Origin of the sequence: Porphyromonas crevioricanis, from assembly GCF_900476255.1 — a bacterium.
GTDB lineage: Bacteria > Bacteroidota > Bacteroidia > Bacteroidales > Porphyromonadaceae > Porphyromonas > Porphyromonas crevioricanis.
In genome coordinates, this window is the sequence record NZ_LS483447.1 from 751121 (window position 1) to 772029 (window position 20909).

Annotated in this window: 15 protein-coding genes, 1 tRNA gene and 1 pseudogene; 11 read left to right on the forward strand and 6 right to left on the reverse strand. The window is 45.7% G+C overall.

The features are described 5' to 3' along the window. Positions 1–25 precede the first annotated feature (25 nt). A tRNA-Arg gene (locus tag DQN70_RS03440) sits at positions 26–99 on the forward strand. A gap of 551 nt (positions 100–650) precedes the next feature. Beyond that, a pseudogene (locus tag DQN70_RS03445) lies at positions 651–1722 on the forward strand (IS5 family transposase). Positions 1723–2025: 303 nt separating this feature from the next. Here the strand turns inward: DQN70_RS03445 and DQN70_RS03450 are convergent. From DQN70_RS03450 to DQN70_RS03470, 4 genes are all read right to left on the reverse strand, one after another. Beyond that, entirely contained in the window at positions 2026–3024 is a 999-nt protein-coding gene (locus DQN70_RS03450) for a hypothetical protein (protein WP_023939527.1), read from the reverse strand. 16 nt (positions 3025–3040) lie between these two features. Beyond that, the gene (locus tag DQN70_RS03460) at positions 3041–3745 is read right to left on the reverse strand and encodes a hypothetical protein (RefSeq protein WP_023938477.1); all 705 of its coding nucleotides are present in this window, start codon (positions 3743–3745) and stop codon (positions 3041–3043) included. 40 nt (positions 3746–3785) lie between these two features. Further along, positions 3786–6212, reverse strand: a complete 2427-nt coding sequence (locus DQN70_RS03465) for a TonB-dependent receptor (protein WP_023938478.1) — start codon at positions 6210–6212, stop codon at positions 3786–3788. Between the two features lie 379 nt (positions 6213–6591). Further along, a complete protein-coding gene (locus DQN70_RS03470; protein ID WP_036887369.1) occupies positions 6592–9483 on the reverse strand; it encodes a T9SS type A sorting domain-containing protein in 2892 nt (963 codons plus the stop codon). Between the two features lie 475 nt (positions 9484–9958). On the opposite strand from DQN70_RS03470, the gene mce reads away from it, so the two are divergent. The 7 genes from mce (at position 9959) to DQN70_RS03505 (ending at position 16731) form a co-directional block, all read left to right on the forward strand. Next, positions 9959–10372, forward strand: a complete 414-nt coding sequence (mce, locus tag DQN70_RS03475; RefSeq protein ID WP_023939525.1) for a methylmalonyl-CoA epimerase — start codon at positions 9959–9961, stop codon at positions 10370–10372. 107 nt (positions 10373–10479) lie between these two features. Continuing rightward, positions 10480–12033: an acyl-CoA carboxylase subunit beta gene (locus tag DQN70_RS03480; protein ID WP_023938484.1), complete on the forward strand. Its 1554-nt coding sequence runs from the start codon at positions 10480–10482 to the stop codon at positions 12031–12033. Between the two features lie 39 nt (positions 12034–12072). Further along, the gene (locus DQN70_RS03485; protein WP_036887371.1) at positions 12073–13002 is read left to right on the forward strand and encodes a lamin tail domain-containing protein; all 930 of its coding nucleotides are present in this window, start codon (positions 12073–12075) and stop codon (positions 13000–13002) included. 12 nt (positions 13003–13014) lie between these two features. After that, entirely contained in the window at positions 13015–13236 is a 222-nt protein-coding gene (locus DQN70_RS03490) for a hypothetical protein (protein WP_023938487.1), read from the forward strand. Between the two features lie 41 nt (positions 13237–13277). Continuing rightward, complete coding sequence (locus DQN70_RS03495; protein WP_023938489.1) at positions 13278–13712, forward strand: biotin/lipoyl-containing protein; 435 nt, start codon at positions 13278–13280, stop codon at positions 13710–13712. A gap of 4 nt (positions 13713–13716) precedes the next feature. Next, on the forward strand, positions 13717–14877 hold the full coding sequence (locus DQN70_RS03500; RefSeq protein WP_023938490.1) for a sodium ion-translocating decarboxylase subunit beta: 1161 nt from the start codon (positions 13717–13719) through the stop codon (positions 14875–14877). A gap of 231 nt (positions 14878–15108) precedes the next feature. After that, on the forward strand, positions 15109–16731 hold the full coding sequence (locus tag DQN70_RS03505; RefSeq protein ID WP_023939524.1) for a hypothetical protein: 1623 nt from the start codon (positions 15109–15111) through the stop codon (positions 16729–16731). A 25-nt stretch (positions 16732–16756) separates the two neighbouring features. On the opposite strand, the gene DQN70_RS03510 is transcribed toward DQN70_RS03505, so the two are convergent. Both DQN70_RS03510 and DQN70_RS03515 read right to left on the reverse strand, forming a co-directional pair. Further along, positions 16757–18064, reverse strand: coding sequence for an RNA polymerase ECF-type sigma factor (locus DQN70_RS03510; protein ID WP_023939523.1), 1308 nt, complete (start codon positions 18062–18064; stop codon positions 16757–16759). Beyond that, positions 18064–18624, reverse strand: coding sequence for an RNA polymerase sigma factor (locus DQN70_RS03515; RefSeq protein ID WP_023938496.1), 561 nt, complete (start codon positions 18622–18624; stop codon positions 18064–18066). Before DQN70_RS03515 ends, DQN70_RS03510 begins: the two co-directional genes overlap by 1 nt. Positions 18625–19144: 520 nt before the next feature. Here DQN70_RS03515 and DQN70_RS03520 point away from each other — a divergent pair. Beyond that, positions 19145–19771, forward strand: a complete 627-nt coding sequence (locus DQN70_RS03520) for a hypothetical protein (protein WP_023938499.1) — start codon at positions 19145–19147, stop codon at positions 19769–19771. Positions 19772–20434: 663 nt separating this feature from the next. Further along, positions 20435–20656 (forward strand): hypothetical protein, encoded by a 222-nt coding sequence (locus DQN70_RS03530; protein WP_036887382.1) that lies wholly within the window; start codon positions 20435–20437, stop codon positions 20654–20656. The last annotated feature ends 253 nt before the right edge of the window (positions 20657–20909 follow it).

Genomic DNA, 20909 nt, shown 5'->3' on the forward strand with positions numbered 1-20909 from the left:
TGTGGAGCGTTCCGATACTTCTCTTGGCCGCGTAGCTCAACTGAATAGAGCATCTGACTACGGATCAGAAGGTTACAGGTTTGAATCCTGTCGCGGTCACTTTTCTCAGAATGGTTATTCCCTCTTTTCCTCCTCTTTTTTTCTTTTTCTTCTTCCGATATTCCCTCATGGCTTGAAAGACAGAGAGCTTGTTCCTCTTTTGTATAGTCTTTCTTTTTTTGCTTCGTTGCTGAAATATCATCACAAGGTATCATGCTCCTCATAATGAGTTTCGTGTTGCATGACGCGACACTTGCCACACATTATCTTCGACATCGGAGCTTCGTCATAATGACAAGTATACTCCCTTAGTCTCCCCTTCTCAGTGCCTTGCGATTAGTTTATTTTGCACAGCCTCCAAAATAGCACATTTTAATTACCATTTTGGAAGTTGCGAAACATCCCTGTCATAGATGTTTACAAATCGTTTCCCCTTTCCCATCCTCAGTCCTAAAGTTTAGCAATGCCTGCATCCTAAAAAGTCGAGCCACAAGCTTGCAGATACAGCTTTTGAGGAGCCCATTGCATAGCACTCTGTGCCTTTGGGGAGTTGCAACTATTGCATATATCGCTGATACTTAGCATACTTATGTGCGATTAGTAGCATCAATATGGCAACAAAACCAACAGAACAGGCTCCAAGCTTTCTTCATGTATATACGCAAGTTCGTCGCGATCGGATGAAGCACTCCTTTCTTCGCCAAATCAATGCATGCGTTGATTGGCGAGGTGTGCGCACACTGCTGAACAAGAAGTACACTAAGACACAGAATGCCGTAGGTAACCCAGCCTACGACGCCTTGCTGATGTTCAAGATTCACTTGGTATGGTTTGAGCGATTATGAGGTTGAGGAACGGATTAATGACTCACTCCTTTTCAGTGAATTCCTTGGCTTAGCTCTTGGCTTCCCTTCTCCAGACCATAGCACCATCAGCCGTTTTCGCTCGGAGCTAACTCGTCTAGGCATTATGGATAAGCTCCTTCGTGAGCTGAATAAGCAGTTCGAGAAACATGGCATTAGCCGTATTGACCAAGGCGCCATCGTGGATGCCAGCATTGTAGACAGCCCTTATTCCCCTGATGGCAGCATTATCATTGAAGTGGCAAAAGATAGAGAGGATGCTCGCTCACAGGATGCGTTGGACCAAGAGGAGGCTTATCAGTATGAACTCAGAAGAGGTAAGTCAGGCGTTGACTCTGAGGCTCGTTGGGTGCGCAAGGGCAAGCATTATCGATATGGATACAAGAAACATGTACTTACGGATGAGCAAGGTTTAGTAGAAGCGCTCATCACAACACCTGCTAATTGTGCTGATACGGTTACTTCACCCGACTTGATAGAGAAGTCCGAGTTGTCCTCCAGGGTAAGTATGCTAGCGGATAAAGGTTATTGTAGCAAAAAGAATTCGGAGAGCTTAGCTCGTCATGGATTGAAGGATGGCATTATGTTTAAGGCTAGTCGTGGGAAAGTTCTTAACGAGAGGCAGAAGCAACTCAATCGGATGATAAGCAAGACCAGATGCTTGATAGAACGCACCTTCGGTAGTATTCGCCGGTGGTTCTCGGGAGGAAGATGCCGCTACCGAGGGTTAGACAAGACACATACACAGAATATCCTTGAAGCCATGGTATACAATCTCAAGCGTATGCCAAGGCTTATTGTGCTTCAAGCTGCCAAATAAGCACAAAATCCCCGACCTTGTGGCGATTTTCCACAAGATCGGGGTAAAGGAGGAGAATATCACAGCTGAAAAACACGACCTCAAGTGGCAAAACATGGTCTGAAAGAACAAGGCTACCGACTTTCTATTGCGCAATGGTCTCTTTGAGATGATCTGTGCAACAGATTTTTCAAGAGACTTTGAAATCCTATGCTAAAATCTCCGGTGTTTCATACCAAAAAGTTTATCAAAAGAATAAGCGAGGCATCTCAACGGACACTTCGCTTATTCTTTTGAGTTTGGTAGGAGAGAGATTATTCCTCCTTATACATAGAAATTATTACTTTCGATATCTATGTCTCCATATTCCTCCCAAGCTTCTGCAACCTTTTCTTCATCTAAACCATATTCCTCAGCAATATCTTTTATATACTGACTTTCTTGGGCATCATTCCAAGGGCGCATCACTAGAATTTTTGTTGGAACTGATAGGTAGAAGAGGTATTCTTTAGCCTTGCGAGGTCCTTCAATATCAAGTCCTGGACGTACACTCCCTCCAGAAGTCTTTTCTTCGGGAGTAGCAAACTTTACAAAAGAGAGATTGAGGTTGAAAGAGAGATATTCTCTTATGATACCTCCGCCCCTATTCTCCTCAGTAGGATCTGCACTGGCTTGCAAATCTACGAAGTAACCTTTTAGTCCTACATTGCTATGCGTAAGCTTGACAGCATCACTTTTTCGCTGCAAGAGCTTGTCTTCTGGGTCTGTATCTCTATATCCAAAAGGAGCGAGAGGAACTCCAGAACTAATATTTAAGGAAGCTCCCGTTTTGAAGTTTTTGACATTGGAAGTCGAAATGAACATTTGGCACAATTTCTCATTCTCTTTTGTGAGAAATTGAGTGTTAATACGATTCCCGTTCTTATCGAATAAGTTTGCGATGATACACCAAACAGCTCCTCCCGATAGGCGGAATACATCTTCTCCATCTGTACGCTCATATTTATCTCCTTTGAGCTCTAATGTCATTCTCTGTATTTTCTTGAAAGGGAAATCTTTGCTATGAGGATTTGCGTGGAATAAGCTTCCATGCATGTGCCCCTCTGCCATAAGAAGCTCCACTTTAGTGGGCCAACTCGCTGTAGCTTTGGGGATTTCCGGCTCAGGAGTAGGTTCAGGAGTAGGTTCAGGAGTGGGATTGGGGGGAACAACTGGTCCCGGAGGAGTAGGGGGGGTAGGTTTGTTTTTGTCACACCCCCCAATAGATAAGCTCATTGTTACCACAAAAAGGCAGAGCGAAAGAAATTTGATTGTTGACTTCATGGTGATAATGTTTTTTTTATTTGACATTTACTGTCACACGAATATCGACGTCCGTAACACCTGAAACTCGCTTAGAAGGACTGTCATACTTATAGGGTTTTCCATTGTCATCAAGCTTGGAGGCAGGAGGTGTTACATGAGAGAGGGAGATGCGTAGTTCGAAACTATCTTGCCCAATTGTCGGACTTACACAAAAGTAGCCTGTAAATCCAACTGGGTATTCAAGATCTCTCCCTTTTTCATCGACATCTCCATATTTGTAATTGATAAGCTTCTTGTCAAGTTTTTTGTAACGAAGTTTTTCCTCATCATAGCCTTGATAGGAACGGAAAAAGAACTGATGCATTTTCTGTTGTACCGGTGTTAGAAATTCGTGGTTCAGTAGTACATCAGATTTGTTGTAAAAATTAACTTCTAGCTTATGCCATTTCCCTTTAGGTAGAGTTATAGGACCCGAGGTGACAAATTTGTTCTCATCATTGTACTCTCCCAAGAATCTTACAGGAGTTCCTCCGATTTCCGGGACAAAGTTGTGAGCAAAAATATTATCCTCGGATAATTCAGATTCGGGAAGAGAGCCGGGAGTGAACAGAAACTCTATTTTTACGGGCTCACTGTGTCCTTTGTCTAGAGCTTGGTTTTTGGGCTCTGGAGCTTTCCCGCAAGCTGTTACAAAAGACAGTAAAGAAAGTACTACTATTGATTTGATAAGACTTTTCATATCTTTCTATGGGTGGTGGAACTAAGGTAGTAGATAAAATTCAAAATTCGTATCGCATTCTGAGCTGTATATCACGTCCTTTCTCATGAGCATAGTAACGGAAACGATTGGTATATTCTTTGTACAACTCATTTAAGAGGTTATCTGCCATAAGGCTTATTTCCAGACGTTGCATCTTGTTGATTCGTAAGCCTAAAGACGCATTGAGACCAACCAAATGGTAAGCATCGGGAGTCACATCCACAAAGTCTATAGATGGATCAAAATTCTTTTGTTTAGTGACATATTGATGCATGACTGCTATTGAGAGCTTGTTGATCCCACTCCTGTTGTAGATCTTGCTCCATTCCAGTTTTTGGCTATACTTGTCAGAGGGGATGTAGGGAAAATAACCATGTGTGTCAAGATTTTCTGCCCTTATCCATTCTCCTTGCAGAGTGTAACTGAGATTTTCTATCGGAGGGCGAACTGTGATAACCAAGTCCCCTCCGTAAAAGAATGCCGGATTCTGTTTGTAGCGGAATACGGGGAAAAAACCATTGACGAGCTGTTGAGTTTCTGGCTTGCCATTTTTTCTGGATGGTTGAGCATAAATATAGTTCTTGATCCACTGTACAAAGCCGGATGAATTAATAGAAAGGTAAGTGCTATTAAGCTGTATTTCGTTGCTCCATTTGAGTCCTTGTTCTGGTTTGAGATTTTTGTCGCCAAGTTCGAAAGTACCAGCACCGTGGTGTAACCCGCTACTATATAGTTCACTTACCTCTGGTGCACGCCATGCCAGGCCCAAATTAGTGTGCAGACGCAGCAGGTTGCTGGGAGCATACATTGCTGAGAGTGTGAATGTTGGACTATTGTATTGTTTGGCTTTCTTTTCAATAACACTACCATAACGATTTCCGATATTGTCATAACCATCTGCATGCAGATACTTATAGTCATATCGAGCTCCTGCCTCCACTTCAAACGTCGGCTTAGCATATTTACCAATTACCCAAAGTCCAACATTTTCGGCTAAGAAGTTTGGTACGATAGGTACAAATCGGGTATTGTCGTCACTCTTATTCACTTGATAAGAACCTGAGCTCCCTACCACAAGGCGCCAATCATTTCTCTTGGATGTTTCCCAGCCGGCTTGCAGAGAATGGGTGTCGAGGGTGAGGCCAAGTACCGGCAGATTGTTGTTGTCTCCTTTTCGGATTTCAAATTCTTTTCGGACGTCTTTTTGGTAGTCGTATTGAACTTTCAAACGACTGTCATTGTCGAAGATCCATTTCCCATCTACACGACCGATCACGTGATTGACTTGCTGGCGTGGATTTTGAATTTCAAAAGAACGATCGAAGTAGCGATCTGGGCGACCAGTTTCGAATCGATCATACAAATCTTCGAGGTTACCAATGTGAGAGCCAAAGAAAACACCTAATTCAGTATGGTAGTAGCTACCAAAGGCAGATACTTCGTATTGTTTGGTTTTAAAACCAGCTGTAAAGGCTGCACTCAGTTCTCGAGAACCGGTGTTGTTCAAGACGTAAGAAGATTTTGGATATTTCGATGGATTGGCATTGTAGTCCTTAGCTTTCATGCTTGTACCACCTGTGGCGTAGTCTCCTCCATAGCCTCCTCCGAGCTGTGCTCTCCAGCGGAAATTAGAAAGAAAGTCTCCACCACCCATTAAGTCTACATTCATACCAGCACGATAGGGATTCAACCCACTGCGAATAGCTGCATTGCCGGATAGTTTGTCGCCTTTAGGTAATGAGGCCGAATTGAGCAGGATAACACCACCAATAGCTCCAGCTCCATAGCGGATAGACTCAGCTCCTTTGATGACTTCCAGCTCAGTGGCCGATGAGGCATCCACTTCTGGGGCGTGGTCGGCTCCCCACTGCTGTCCTTCCTGTCTTACTCCATTGTTGATAAGCAGGATACGACTACTGTGCATCCCCTGAATTACCGGTTTCATAATGGTTGCTCCCGTACTAATAGAGCTCAAGCCTGGTAGTTGAGAAAGAATTTCTGCCAAATTCTTTCCGGTACTTTCTTTTAGCCGTGCTTGGGACACTTGTACAGCAATGGAGGTAGCCACAGTACGTGGCTTGTTGGCTATCACTGTTACATCATCCAGCGATTCTACTTGTTCCTTTATTTGAATTCGTAGGGTTTTGCCATTGGCTTGCTCTTTCTTCACTTGTGTTTCGTATGGTTGATATCCCAGCATCTGGACAGCAAGCTTTGCTGCCTTGGAGGAAGGAAATGCAAAAGAGGCTTTTCCCTCGATATCCGTTACTTGAAAATCTTTCTTATTGAGGGAGACGACAGCACCGGGCAAAGACTCCCCGGTTTTCTCATCCACAATCAATACCACAAGTCGCCGTCCTTCGCCTTGTTTTTGAGCGAAAGCCGACGTAGAGAGGAGTAGGCCGCAAAAGAGCAATAGCCACAACTTTGCCACGATCGTTTTCATACTTCTAAGGTCGTTGTTCTATCAAAAAAAATTAGAGTTTCATAACAGAGAAACAAGCAGAAGCAAGCCAGTTGATTTCTATCTCACAAAAGCGATCTGACTTGCCCCGAGGTTATCTGCGATGTCGACAAAGGTATATGTTTATCTTGTAAATAAAAAAACACATCTATATTGAGGATAGGAAGCCTATCTCCCCTCCTTTTTTTTTGATTAAATTTTACCATACACCGGGCGATATTTTACTTTTGCAGGGTGCCTTCAACTCTATAGAAGGAAAATTTCCCGATTCATAAAAAAGACTGCCCTACGGAACTCTCTACATTGAGTAGTCCCATAGGGCAGTTGTTGCACTATTTGTTAAGCGCAAAAGAGGATTTGCTTACCGTTTGATAATTCTTACAGCGAGAGGATTGCCGGGCATATCTATGCGGAAGATGTAGCTACCGGCAGGCAATTCGGACAGATCCAGACGTTCGGCATCGGAGATCTTATCCCAAGCCTTTACGATATGACCATCCATGGAGTACAATTGTATGCGTTGAGCTTTGGATGCATTTTGCACGTTTACATAGTCTTCCACAGAGGTCGGGAAGACTTGTACAGCATCGGGATTGAGGCCTTCCACATCTACTGTATTGATAGGATCGGTATAGACAACCTCTACCGTGTATTTGGCATCGGGATTGGTGTTGGTCTTATCGGTGTAGACACAAGCAGAAGTTCTAACGATTTCCTCGCCATCACGTTTGATAACATACTGCTTGATTTTAGGGAAGGAGAAGCAGCCATTGGTGCCCCACTTGACGTCTTTGACCGGAGCTTCCAGAGGAATTTCTGAGTCTGAAAGTACTAGTCTGATACCCAGATAGTTATTGCCAAATGTTTTGACTTTGGAGTGCTCCAAGGTGTAGAATCCCCTGTCGTAGTTGTGTGTGGAGGGATTGAAGAAATATGAAGATTCGGCAACTGCAAATTCGTCAGCCGAACCGTTCAGATAACAGATTGCATTCGGTTGCTCTGTGTTGTCTGTTTGAAAACCGACAAACACAATAGAATAGGGTTTTATCTTCAACGGTTTGGGCAATTTGACAGATACCCATTCACCGGCTTTCCAATTTTCGGGTACACTAAACTCTACTACAACCGGTTGGGACTTTTTTCTGGAACCTTCTCTTATGTAAGTATAGAGTTTGCTACCGGCTTTGGTCGGCATTACATTATACTGTACAACGTATAGGGCCTCACTTTCGTTTTGCACATCGTTTAGAGAAGAGCCGATATGCCAAGTCTCACGATAAACCAGGTGCTTGAGCTGATCGGGAACCTGCGGATCTTGTTTGTAGTGTTCTACGGGTACGGGCAGGTATTCGGGGTTTTCCGTGTAGCCGATCTTAGACCATTCTGCATAGTGTGCAGGTCTTTTCCAACTTACTCTGTAGCCTTCAGTTGTTTTTTCTACCTGAGGGTCTATTGTCTTAGTCAGTTCTCCTATCAGGGCAGAGGTTTTGGGAGACCAAGCCGTCTCTACAGTGCCATTTTTGTCGGTATAGATAGCGCGGACACGGTAGGAGACAGTGCCATTGATAACATCTTCCGGGCTCACTTGGTCGATGTATTCCAGATAGGTTTTGCCGGTTTCGTGCTTAACAGAGGCGGGCAGTTGTGTATTGTTGCGCATCACCTGATACTCGATATTTGCACCGGACAAATCTGCTCCAGAGGGAGCATTCCATTTCAGGATAATCTTGTTTTGTTCACTGCTGGCAGCTGCAGCATTGAGCATATACACAGGATAGAAATACCTCATATCATTCCGGTATATCCCCTGTAGAGTCTCGGCCGTTCCATTGCCTACGGGATCGAGGAAAGTACCCATCTGGCGATCTTCTCCTTTGTCTTTGAACCAGTCCCAGTGAGCATTCATACGGCCATAAAAGTCATCCGCTTTGCGGAATTGACAGGCTTCGCCCCCCCCTGTGAGTGTCCCGATCACGAGTTTCTCTGGGTTAAATAGGGACGATCCAGAAGATCCACCTTCGGTACCAGTAGTAAAGGAGAGCTTAAAGTGAGCTTTCGATGCTCCGTAGATGCCAGAGAAAGGTTCTTTCCAGTAGGAAAGGGTCGGGGCCTCCTCGAATATAGAAATCTTCATAGCGTCTCCCATTGGGTGGTGCAAGCCTACTCCGTGAGGAGGAACTCCTCCGCGACGATCCCATCCGTTGTAGAATACTCGGTAATCGGCTGGGATCTCTTGTTTTAGTTTTAGAAGAAGACCGTCGGAGTAACTATTAGTAGGCAGGTAGGCCACTTTTGTACAGCCTACCATACTCTTGGCATAGTATCTGGCTGTGGCACTGTTGGAGCAACCCGGCTTCATATAGTGGAAAGAGAATATCCACTGGTCCAGAGACGTTTGCTTCAGAGGAAAAACTTCACCCGATCCCACACAGTGTGCAGCAGTGATGATGTAGGGAGTGAAGTCCTGCTTGGTATTGTTGAGCAGGGTGCCTGAGCAAGAAGTTGTAGAGCCATCATCGTATGTTATATATATCTGTGTGATACCGGCCTTTTGATCGTAGTAGGCTTCTCCTTCCGGGCAGTTGGCATTGATCATGCAGGATGGGTAGTCCGAATCATTTTCGCCCGGATCGACATCCAACCATTTTGCTATCTGGTCACGGAAGATATACACCAAACCATCAACGGTGATTTGTGGGGCTTCCCCGGCTACATTGCTCTCGTACTCCAGTACGATCTTGTCACCCGGTACCGGCTCTGAAGCAAATCGACCTCCTTCGGGGTTGGTGTCGTAGGTGTAAGCTCCATTGACTACGCTGCGACTTTCGTTGTAGACAAATAGTCTGCCTCCACGGGGAATAAAGAATTGGCTATAAGTGGGGTAGAGGGCTTTGGCTCCGTCGGATTGGATTGTAAGACGGTAAATGATTGTTCCGTCTTGGAGACGGATTTGTTCGCCGTCCTTGGCCATATCTAAGGAAGTGGCTATACGTTCTCCGATGTAGTAAGGGCGGGTCGATAATTCGCTGTCCCAATTCGATTGGGCCATCAAGTCATCGATGTTTTTTGTCTGTTTCAGAGTGATTAGCGGAGTAACCTCGCTGGTCGAGCGCATGCTCATCCGCTCGGGGGTACTAAAGCTCTTCGGTTGGCCTGCAAAGCTCACCTGAGCAGAAAGATCCGAGATAGACCCCAGGCTGATCGTTGCTGTTAGCATGGAGCTCAACAGCAATTTTCCAGTTAGATTTTTCATTTTTATCTGCAAAACGTATGTTGGTTGTTGGTTATTTTGTGTGGTACATTCGACGCAACTATTCTGCAATTATACGAATTTATTGGCTTCGTCTGCCTTTGTAGAAGAAAAGCTCCTATCGCTCTACACATATCCACATACTAATGTGCGACTGAGAAGCAAAAACGAACAGTATTTTCTGTGAGCTCTTTCTATCGGAGAAACTTCGTTCGGATCTATGGGGGAGGACGAAAATAATGTATCTCAATTGTTCGGTAGTAATTCCTATTTATTTTCTTTTGTTTCGAATAGTCGGTGATGTATCGAGACTGTTTAATGTTTTATGCACTTATTTTGAGCAAGGGGCTTATTGTTCTTTCTTATCTCGGATAATTCATACATTTGTGACGTTTGTGCAATGAATCCGGACTGGACCGGGTTCGATAGGCACCCGACCACAAGAATACCTCATAACTAATAAATACACTTTAGGATTATGAATCTTACTCACATCGAACACCTCGGTATCGCTGTTAAAAGTATCGAGGAACAATTGCCTTATTATGAAAATATCCTTGGTCTGAAATGTTTTGCCATAGAAGAAGTGGTGGACCAAAAGGTTAAGACTGCTTTCTTCCAGATCGGGCAAACCAAGATCGAATTGCTGGAGCCCACAAGCGAAGACAGTCCGGTAGCAAAGTTTATAGAAAAGCGTGGCGAAGGCATTCACCACATCGCCTTTGCTGTGCCTGATGCCGGAGAGGCTCTCAGTGAGATGGCTGCCAAAGGAGTCCGACTGATAGACGAAAAGCCTCGCAAGGGAGCTGAAGGTCTGAATATCGGATTTTTGCACCCCAAGAGTACTTGTGGAGTGCTTACCGAACTTTGCGACTGCAAGGGTAAGCACTAATTCTCTCGTCTGTGTGGTTGGGCCGATTGGATTTAGGAGATTGGCCTGAAGGTCGAGATTGGCACCAATATCAATGTATGAATCAATAATAGTCTTAGATATTAACTATGAGTAATCAATTAGACAAAATCCGGGAGCTGATACAGCTCCGTGAGAAAGCCCGTTTGGGTGGAGGGGAAAAGCGTATCGAAAAGCAGCACGAGAAAGGTAAGTACACTGCTCGGGAGCGTGTTGCCCTCCTGCTCGATGAGGGTAGTTTTGAGGAGATAGATATGTTTGTACAACACCGTTGTACAAACTTCGGTATAGAGAAGACCAAGTTCCTCGGTGATGCAGTGGTGACCGGTAGTGGAACGATCGATGGTCGTCTGGTCTATGTATTTGCTCAAGATTTTACCGCTTTTGGTGGAGCTCTTTCCGAGATGATGGCTTCGAAGATTTGTAAGGTAATGGATTTGGCCATGCGTATGGGTGCCCCGGTGATCGGTCTCAATGACTCGGGAGGTGCCCGTATTCAGGAGGGGGTAAATGCCTTGAAGGGATATGGCGAGATTTTCCAGCAAAACATCTTGGCCTCCGGAGTCGTACCTCAGATTTCTGCGATCTTCGGTCCCTGTGCCGGTGGAGCAGTGTATTCTCCGGCTCTCACGGACTTTACGATTATGTCTCGTGGTACCAGCTATATGTTCCTCACTGGCCCCAAAGTAGTGAAGACCGTGACCGGAGAAGATGTATCTCAAGAAGATCTGGGAGGTGCATCCGTACATACAACTAAGAGTGGTGTGGCTCACTTCGGTGTAGATAGCGAAGATGATGGTCTCCGACTCATCCGCCACTTGCTGAGCTTCTTGCCTCAAAACAACATGGAAGAGGCTCCCTTTGTAGAGTGTAAGGACCCTGTCGACAGATTAGAAGACAGTCTTAACGAAATAATTCCTGACGAGCCCAACCGTGCATACAACATGTATGATGTGATCGGAGCTATCGTAGACCATGGAGAGTTCCTCGAAGTACATCAAGATTTTGCTCGCAATATTATTGTTGGTTTTGCTCGCTTCAATGGTATGAGTGTGGGGATTGTGGCCAATCAGCCAATGGTTATGGCTGGTTGCCTTGATAGCAATGCTTCTCGCAAGGCTGCCCGCTTCGTTCGCTTCTGCGATGCTTTTAATATTCCTTTGGTAACCTTAGTCGACGTACCGGGATTCTTGCCGGGTACAGGACAGGAATACAATGGTGTGATTACCCATGGAGCCAAGTTGCTCTATGCCTATGGCGAGGCCACAGTACCCAAAATTACTGTGACACTGCGCAAGAGCTATGGAGGAGCTTATATCGTGATGAGTTCCAAACACCTGCGCGGAGACCTCAATTACGCCTGGCCTTCTGCTGAGATTGCCGTGATGGGGCCGAGCGGAGCTGTGGAGATTATTTTCGCAAAGGATGTCGCTGCAAGCGAAGATCCGGCTCGTACAGCCATGGAGAAAGAAGAGGAGTATCGTGCTGCTTTTGCCAACCCTTACAACGCTTCTTCTTATGGCTATATGGACGATGTGATAGAGCCGCGTAATACCCGTTTCAGAGTTATTCGTGCTTTGGAACAGTTGCGTACCAAGCGGATGTCCAATCCTGCCAAAAAGCACGACAACCTACCTCTGTAAACTTTAGATCGAGAGTCCCTCTGTGGGCTCGCCACACAGATGAAAAACAGATTACTACTGATAAGCGCGATTTTGGCAGTTTTTTGTCTGCCTGAGTTGTGGGGGCAAAAAGCTACTCAGCTCAGACTCAATGAGCTGTTGGTAGTCAATGAATCCAATTTCATAGACGGCTATGGCGAGCATGGTTCGTGGATAGAGATCTACAATACTTCGGCTGCGACCGTGGATATCAAAGGTTGCTATCTGACCAATGACCCCGATAATCTCAAACTTTACCCAATACCCAAGGGCGATGTGCAGACTCGCATACCGCCTCATCAGCATTTGCTCTTTTGGGCTGACGGTAGAGCCGACAGAGGGACTTTTCACCTCAACTTTACCCTGGACCAGGACAAGCCAAACTTTGTTGCTCTTGTGGATGCTGATGGGATCACCATCATAGACCGCGTAGAGGTGCCGACTTCGGCCAATACACCGGATGTCAGTTATGGGCGTTTGGTGGATGGGCACGGGAGCCTCGATGGGCAGCAGGGCTGGACGATCCTGGAAAAAGTGACACCGAGTACTAACAACGTGACACTCGACTCCAACGAGAAAATAGAGCGACTTAAACGAGAGGATACCAATGGTTTTATCATGACTGTTACAGCTATGTTGGTGGTTTTTCTTGCTTTGTTGAGTCTCTCTCTTGCCTTCAAACTCATTGGCAGACAGGCTATATCTATCTCGCGTACTCGTGCTGCGGGGAGCAAATACAGAGCTATAGCGGTCAGCCCTGAGATGGTATCTATACCGGGGGAAACTTTGGCTGCCATAGCCTTGGCCCTCAAAGCTGAGTTGGATAGCGTTCATGATGAAGAAGATACAGTAATCACTATCGACAGGGTAGAGCGTAAGTATTCGCCTTGGAGCTCCAAGGTGCATAATCTCAGGCGTATGCCCGAGAGGAGGGTAGGCTATCACAAGTAAAACAAGATGAATATGAAAACTGAAAAGAAAGCAACCGGTAAGCGTAGCTCTGCCAAAGCACAGCAGAGCAAGGACATCTCTGCGGAGGTTTACGCAGCCATTGCTATGGCTCTCCATCAAGAGGGCTATGATATACATGACGAAAATCCCAAGCTGACTATTCGGCGGGCTACAATTGCATCAGCCTGGACTCTCAAGACAGAGGTGATGCTCAAGCAGCCTCAGAGATATTAATTACTGCACTTCATTACCAACTATTTCAGTAGAATAAACCCATGAAAGAGTATAAGTATAAAATCAATGGTAACGAGTATAAGGTTACCATAAACAGTTTGGATGGAGACAAAGCCGAGTTGGAGGTAAATGGTACACCTTTCAAGGTGGATATTATTGGCGAAAAGAAGAAAGCCTCCTCTAAACCGGTAATCAAAAGACCGGCTACCACGGCTGCTCCTGCTGCGGCAAAGACTGCACCTGCAGCAGCTCCTTCTGCCGGAGGTGCCGGCATAAAGGCCCCACTGCCTGGTGTGATCATCGATATTTGCGTCAAAGTTGGCGATGAGGTGAAGCGTGGGCAAAAAGTCGCTGTCCTTGAGGCCATGAAAATGGAGAATGCGATCAATGCCGACCGTGATGGCAAGATCGTAGAGGTCAAGGTAGCTAAGGGCGACTCTATCTTGGAAGGTACGGACATCGTGATCATAGGATAAGTCGATGGGAAGCTTCGGTAGTTTCTTATTGGAGAATCTGGAGGTCTTTCTCTCCTACACGGGTTTTGTCAATGCCACCTGGGGGCATTTGGTGATGATACTCGTGGGGCTGGGATTTGTTTTTCTGGCTATCAAATATGAGTTTGAGCCTCTTTTGCTGATACCGATAGGCTTTGGTATCCTTATCGGTAATATCCCTTTCAAAGATGCCGGCTTGCAAGTCGGTATTTATGAGGAAGGGTCGGTGTTGAATATCCTGTATCAAGGGGTATCCAAAGGCTGGTATCCGCCACTCATTTTCCTTGGGATTGGGGCGATGACGGATTTTTCGGCTTTGATCTCCAACCCTAAGCTAATGCTTATTGGGGCAGCTGCTCAGTTTGGTATCTTCGGGGCTTATATCATAGCTCTACTGATGGGATTCGAGCCTAATCAGGCCGGTGCTATCGGTATCATTGGTGGGGCGGATGGTCCTACGGCTATTTTCTTGTCCTCCAAGTTAGCCCCGGATTTGATGGGAGCCATAGCCGTATCGGCCTATTCCTATATGGCTTTAGTTCCGATCATCCAGCCTCCTTTCATGAAACTGCTGACTAATAAGAAAGAGCGGCTTATACGCATGAAGCCTCCCAGAGCTGTAAGTACTACCGAGAAAATTATTTTCCCGATTGTGGGGCTTTTGCTTACCTGTTTTTTGGTTCCTTCGGGGCTCCCTTTGTTGGGAATGCTGTTTTTCGGCAATTTGCTGAAAGAATCCGGGGTGACTAAGCGACTCGCAGATACAGCCAAAGGACCATTGATTGATGCGGTGACAATCCTGCTTGGTGTGACCGTGGGGGCTTCTACACAGGCTACACAGTTTCTCACCTTTAGTTCGATTAAGATCTTTGCCTTGGGGGCTTTGAGTTTCGTGATCGCCACTTGTACGGGAGTTCTATTTGTGAAAGTGATGAATCTTTTCCTGAAAGAAGATCAGAAGGTCAATCCGCTTATCGGCAATGCCGGTGTTTCGGCTGTGCCGGATAGTGCTCGTATCTCACAAGTGGTAGGTCTTGAATATGACCCTACCAACTACTTGCTGATGCATGCCATGGGACCTAATGTGGCGGGTGTGATCGGTAGTTCGGTGGCAGCAGGGGTTTTGCTCGGATTTTTAAGTATTTGATCGCTCCCGTTTTTTTGTCGGGTTATTTTTGAGATACTCAACTCAGGAGGGGGCTGCCGTGTCGAGAAAGACGGGTGGTCCCCTCCTTTATTTTTCTCTCTCCCAAAAAATAAAAAGACTACCGCATAATGAGCATATCATGAGAAACCGAAGGAGGTGTAGCAAGAAGTCTTGCGCATAGCTCCCTTGTGTAGTTTATTGATTCTCCGATAATGCAAAAATCTCCTCCACATGAAACGGTTGAAGCATTACATAGACCAGATAGACCCTGCCGTTGGTGTAACTTTCCTTTTTACGTTTATCTATCTGCTTTTCCCCTCTGCCAATAATACTTTGGATTCGTTGGCCTATGCTCGTTATATGCGGGAGGGTTCGGAGATTTTCTCTCCTCATCACTTGTTGTACCATGTGCCAAGCCATCTGTTTGGCTGTCTCATAGGTACGGATTGGATATTAGAGTGGATGTGTGCATTCAACGCCATAGGCGCAGGCCTTTGTCTGTGGATGAGTGCCCGTATTATCTCCCGATTGCTTTCTTCCGTCGAACCTGATATACACACGGACCGAGACTTGCCTCCAAGCCTTCCTCGCTACTCTGTTGCCTTTGCGTTGTTGGGGCTTGGTAGCTGTTATGGTTTTGTACGATTCGCTACGGATGCAGAAACCTATATTTACCCGCTTTTCTGGGCTTTGTTGGCTACTGATGTCTGGCTCAAACAGCGGTTGGACAGTTCCTGTTTTTCTCGTTGGTCGGCATTGTGGGTTGCTTTGTTAATGGCAGTAGCCTGTCTGTTTCACCAGATCTATTTCTTCTGGTATTTGGGCTTGGGGGTGAGCTACTTGCTCGTTGGTACCCCGAAGGAACGGCTGCGTACCGCTTTACTGTATGCCTTGGGAGGGAGTGTAGTCCCTGTGGTTTATGCTTTCTGTTTTTGCTTAGACAGCTATACCGAAGCTCCTAACTTGTTGATCTATATTTTCTATGACTACTATTTGCACCCCGAAGTCGGTTTGTTTCTATCCCCCAAACTCTTTGTTCTTTCTTTGGCAAATCTTGCCCGGTCTTTTTACCAGCTACATGGCTATATCATCCCGTTCCTAAAGCATTATCCCTTATGGACAATCGGAGTTGCCGGAGCTTTGTGGATGCTTTTGAGTGCTTTGAGTGCTTATTTGCGTTGCCGGAAAATTCATCTTCAGTTCGTGGCACGAAGGGGACGATGTCGAGGGCGTGATTGTGCTTCTATCTTCTTGTTGATCTTTTTTCTGCAACTTGGCTTTGCTGCTTTGGCCGGAGCGAATGCTGAATTTATGACCATGCTCCCCTTCTTACTCTTTTTCTTCTCTTTTGCTCGCCGGAGTCGCTGGCTGTATGCTCTTCGCCCTTTGGCTTTCTCTCTTGTTTTGTGGAACTTCTCTCTGGCTCTCTTCCCCTCTCATTTCTATTCTTTGCAGCCGATTCGAGGGCAAGCCGAATTTGTTTTACATCACCCCGATGCCCAGTATTATTTGCAAGAAGATATTTGGGTGAGAAATTATTACCTCTATCACTTCCCTACAGCTCCGGTGCCTCAAATTCATTCGATAGACCAAATCGCAGTCGATTTTGTTAACGCAGAAGATATGCAGCAAGATTCTATAACAGGAGAGAAGAGCAATCTTCGATATAATATGGGTGATGCTTATACCGATATGTATAGCCCTCGCCTGCTGTCCCGTGCCAGTTTGCTTTCTGCTCCTGCCGAATTGTCGGCCTTTGCCGACAGGCTATCAGTTGATACGCTACGTTTCTCTGTCGGTTACACACTTATGGAGAGAATCTCCCCGAAAGGATCGTATCCGCCTTTGCCTTGAGCAACTTTCCTTTTGTGCTACTTACCTAATGTATGGCGAAGCTGATCCCGGCCGATACCGAGAAGACAAGCGGTTGTGCTTTGTATATGGTTTGGAGTTGAGATCTGCTGTCGAAATAGTAACCCAAAACGGGTTCCAGGTAGCAGGATAAAGAGTTGCTCAATCGGTAGGACAGCCCCAGTTTGCCATAGACGGAGAATTGCCAGGGGTGTTGAGATAGCGTTTCTTTTCCATATTCTGCTCGGACGGTTTTGTCTATTTGCCCTCCGATGCCCGAATAGAAATGCCACTTTGGAGAGGAAAGGAAATGCCAATTTACACCCAGAGGGAACCCTATATTGTGCAGGTGTTGCGATTCTCCTTTTGAACTCGAACTATACAAGTAAGTATAGACCAAACCGCTCTCCAGCACCAAACGAGAAGAAAGAGGGATATCCACTTTCAATCCGAAGCTGAGTGGTAAAGAATGTTGTAAGGTCTCGGTTGCAGCATCGTTGTTTGCTTGTGCCGCGGGATTTTTGTCTTCTCCCTCTCCTTCGGTCGAGTTTGAGTCCGATCCCGGAGGAGTAACACTGTTGTCCATATCGTTAGATGGATTGCTGGGATAGTCCGTAGGCGGAACATCGTACTGTCGTCTGCTTTTCGATATGGGTAGTGAGGTCGCCCCTCCTTGAGAGACATATGCTGCGAGTAGTACTTTTTGGTTGTTCTGTTTGGGGTAGTGGTATCCTCCCATATTCGATAAGGAGGGTAGAGGCTTATGGCTGCGCAAATCAGTCTTCTTGCTGTTGTTGTGAGAGGTGGATTCTTCTGAGGGTTGTTTATTTTCTTCCTCATTTTTTTTGCATCCTGTTTCTTCTTTGCTTGTCGCTTGAGGAGACTCATTGGCTGTCTCCGGCTGTGACGACTCGGTAATATGCATGCCTGTCTGCACTTCTTGATTTGCACGGCTTTTTCCCGAAATACTCCTGCTTCCTTTCGGGAGAGAAGTGAGAGATTGCATCATATCAAAGGCTTGGGCAGTGGCTTCTTGGTCGGATCCCTTATCGTTGTCCTCTCCTGTGGCATCCTCCCTCTGCATGGCGAGCGTTGTATGGAGATCGGGCTGCAGCTCAGTCCGTCTCAGCAGGATAAATACGGCCAATCCAATACCCAAGAACACCGCTGCTACAGCTCCATACCACAAACGTATGCTTCTCGATTTACGAGCTGGCAGATGTGTTTGCAACGCCTTCCATCCCTCATCCAGATCAAGAGGAGGAGGAGAGGCCTCGGAGGCTTTGTCTCTTATTCGGCTTAGCCAGTCTCGTTGATGTATATCTTTCTTAGACACTATTTTGTTGTATTGGCTTGAGTGATTTCTTTTGCAAGCAATTTGCGAGCTCGACTCAGTTGAGATGCAGAGGAGTGCTCGGCTATGCCCAATGTCTCAGCTATTTGTTTGTGGCTGTACCCTTCTATCACATAGAGAATGAATACGGCTCTGTATCCGGGGGGTAGTTTGTGGATCATAGCCAGTATTTGCTCATAACTGAGGGCGGATACTTCATCGCTGTCTGGCTCACTCTCCTCCTCTTTTTCATCGGCCAAAAGCTCTACCGGATAGTCTGCCCACTTGTTTCCCTTTCGTAGATGCATCAGGGCTTCGTTGATTGCAATTCTGCTGAGCCAAGCTTCGAGGGAACCTTCCGAGCGATAGTGAAATCCATTGATTTTGTCGAATACCTTGATGAAAGTGTCGTGTAGCAAGTCTTTGGCCGTATCCGTATCGCTTATGTACCGGCAGATCGTGCGAAGTAGAGAGGGGGCATAGTCGTAGTATAAAGTCCGGTAAGCCTCCTGCTCCCCGGCTTTGCAACGCTCTGCCAAATCTTGCTCTCCTATCTTCCTCATTATGGTCTATTGGATTCAACTTCTCAAAGATAAAGCAATATGTTAAGAAAGTTGTTGCCAAATAGCAGTTGTGTTTTTTTGTCGGTTGTTTTTGTCGATTTATTCTTTATTGCATTCGCCTTCTTGAGACCATTATACGGGCGTCCGAACCTTACTGAAACAAGCTTTCGCTCACCCTCGAGAATTCCACATGAACGCCCTCCGGCCAGTTATATCCATCTTCCGCCTCTATAATGCAATCTCCCCTTGATTACTGCATCCGGTTGTAACAAATCAATCCTTCTTATCGAACTCGAATGGCATAAATGAGCCCTTTGGGTAGGTTTCAAAACGGTAGTTATAACTTGCCATTTTGTTGACTTTGCAGAATGCGGTAACCTCGAAATTGGGATTGAGAGTGCAGAGAATATACTTGTCATATATGACCAGGCCCGAATGTCGAAAATAAGCAGCAAGAGCCGTGTTATGCAACAGTCTTATAAATACATATTTTCGCAGGTGATAGTGGCGAAGATGGGCGATGAAATGGCATTGGATTTTTAGTCTCTTACTTTACTTCCTCTCTCTAAACATGGCGGAGGCACGGATTGGAGGTTCGGGTGAAAAGGAAGCTGCGTTCGACTCCATTGGGATGAATAGGGTCGGACTCCGATTTTTTGGTTTGAGTTGGCATCCACATGGAGAGCGAGAGAATGCTTCTATCATGCCGTTGAGATTGGACAGGGATGCCTATTGGGTGCAAAACTTAGGTGCAATTATTTCTTACGAACGAATGCTTTGGGCAGACGTCCTCTCCTCCAAAGCAGCTATTGCTCTTTACTCCGACTGTGCAGCGCAGTTGGGCGGATTTGTTCATGTCGGCTTGCGGGGGCGTATCCTGAAACTGGGAAAGCATCAAGTTTGGGGAGGTATAGGTCCGACTTTGATTTTCAGGAAAAACTGGTTGAATATAGACGGATATAGAGATCAGAACTTATTCAAAGGAGTGTCCGGCGACAAGTTCCAGTACCTCTTTTTGTGGTATGCGGGAGAGTTCGACTACCGTTATTCTATTTCCTCTCATTGGGATGTGGTAGGGAGCTTCGTTCCCGGTTATCCAGACCTGATGAGTTTTTCCCTTGGGGTGAATTATAATTTTTCTCTTTGATACTTCTTTTGCATAAAACTGTCCCTTTAGAGAGCTGTTTCTTTGTGGAGGCTCCTTGTGGCCTGTTGGGGGGGCTTTTTTTATTTGCAGGGGAGAGAGTAAAAATTCGTGCGCAAGAAAATATTTTTTCGTGCGCACTCCGATAAATTTTCTTGCGGAAGAAAATATTTTTCCTTGCGGAAGAAAATATTTTTTTGTGCGGAGAGAATTTTGGCCCTCTCAGAATGCCGATGAATAGGGCTTTTTGGGAAGGTCTCAAAAAACGGCTTCTTTCATCCTCTTTGGATCTTGACCAAACTGGAAAATTTAGCAGGCAAATTAGAGGTTTTTATGGTCGAAAAACCTTGAAAAATACCAATGTATTGGGCTATCTTGGGCTCTCATTCTTTATTAATTGTATCTTTGTTCACCGGGGTGTCCCAAAGAATGAAACTTAGGGCCTTTGAGTCGATTGGTTGGTAAAAAACATAAACAGGAAAGCGAAGGACATATACGAGAATGTGAAGCTGGAGGCAGATCGTTCAGTCTCTCCACGCAAAGGGATCGAAAAACGGTTTTGTATGGGGGTGCAACAGGATGCCCGAAGAGTTCCTGCAAGGAGTAATGAGGCCTTTCGTGGTGTTGTTTGCAGAGAATAGAGAATAAAGAATAAAGAGCTTGGTGATGAAGTTGGAGAAAAAGCAGCAGGGTGCTGGTCTTAAAAAAGAAGAATGGAGTCTTGGAAAGATCCTGATAGCTATTGTCGTAGGTCTTTTTGCCTATTTGATGATTACTGATGGTTTGGATATTGCTAGAGATATAAAATCCGGCAAGACTCCCGATTTTTTAGTGGATGTGCGAGACGGTATTGTCGATGGGTATTACGGCAATCCGCCAAGGTATTGACCAATACGCTCGACTGGGCAAGGTTATATCGACGAGGTATGGAGTAACGGAAACAGAGAAAGTCGAATACCTCTGATTGGGTGTAAACTTTAGGAACTATGGGAGAGAGGCTGCTGCTTTGAGTGCCGGAATATGCACCCTTTGGCGATTTTGTAGGAGGCGTATGCCGGTCACCTATTTAGACTTATCTTTGTGGATACTTTGAAGTGGCCGTTGCACCACATACTCTCGCCGTGTTGCTTCTGATTTTGTT

Coding starts and splice junctions, on each gene's coding strand:
- mce (WP_023939525.1), top strand. CDS start 9,959: ATGAATCTTACTCACATCGAACACCTCGGTATCGCTGTTAAAAGTATC.
- DQN70_RS03515 (WP_023938496.1), bottom strand. CDS start 18,624: ATGAGGAAGATAGGAGAGCAAGATTTGGCAGAGCGTTGCAAAGCCGGG.
- DQN70_RS03460 (WP_023938477.1), bottom strand. CDS start 3,745: ATGAAAAGTCTTATCAAATCAATAGTAGTACTTTCTTTACTGTCTTTT.
- DQN70_RS03500 (WP_023938490.1), top strand. CDS start 13,717: ATGGGAAGCTTCGGTAGTTTCTTATTGGAGAATCTGGAGGTCTTTCTC.
- DQN70_RS03520 (WP_023938499.1), top strand. CDS start 19,145: ATGAAATGGCATTGGATTTTTAGTCTCTTACTTTACTTCCTCTCTCTA.
- DQN70_RS03490 (WP_023938487.1), top strand. CDS start 13,015: ATGAAAACTGAAAAGAAAGCAACCGGTAAGCGTAGCTCTGCCAAAGCA.
- DQN70_RS03495 (WP_023938489.1), top strand. CDS start 13,278: ATGAAAGAGTATAAGTATAAAATCAATGGTAACGAGTATAAGGTTACC.
- DQN70_RS03480 (WP_023938484.1), top strand. CDS start 10,480: ATGAGTAATCAATTAGACAAAATCCGGGAGCTGATACAGCTCCGTGAG.
- DQN70_RS03530 (WP_036887382.1), top strand. CDS start 20,435: ATGAAGTTGGAGAAAAAGCAGCAGGGTGCTGGTCTTAAAAAAGAAGAA.
- DQN70_RS03470 (WP_036887369.1), bottom strand. CDS start 9,483: ATGAAAAATCTAACTGGAAAATTGCTGTTGAGCTCCATGCTAACAGCA.
- DQN70_RS03485 (WP_036887371.1), top strand. CDS start 12,073: ATGAAAAACAGATTACTACTGATAAGCGCGATTTTGGCAGTTTTTTGT.
- DQN70_RS03450 (WP_023939527.1), bottom strand. CDS start 3,024: ATGAAGTCAACAATCAAATTTCTTTCGCTCTGCCTTTTTGTGGTAACA.
- DQN70_RS03465 (WP_023938478.1), bottom strand. CDS start 6,212: ATGAAAACGATCGTGGCAAAGTTGTGGCTATTGCTCTTTTGCGGCCTA.
- DQN70_RS03505 (WP_023939524.1), top strand. CDS start 15,109: ATGAAACGGTTGAAGCATTACATAGACCAGATAGACCCTGCCGTTGGT.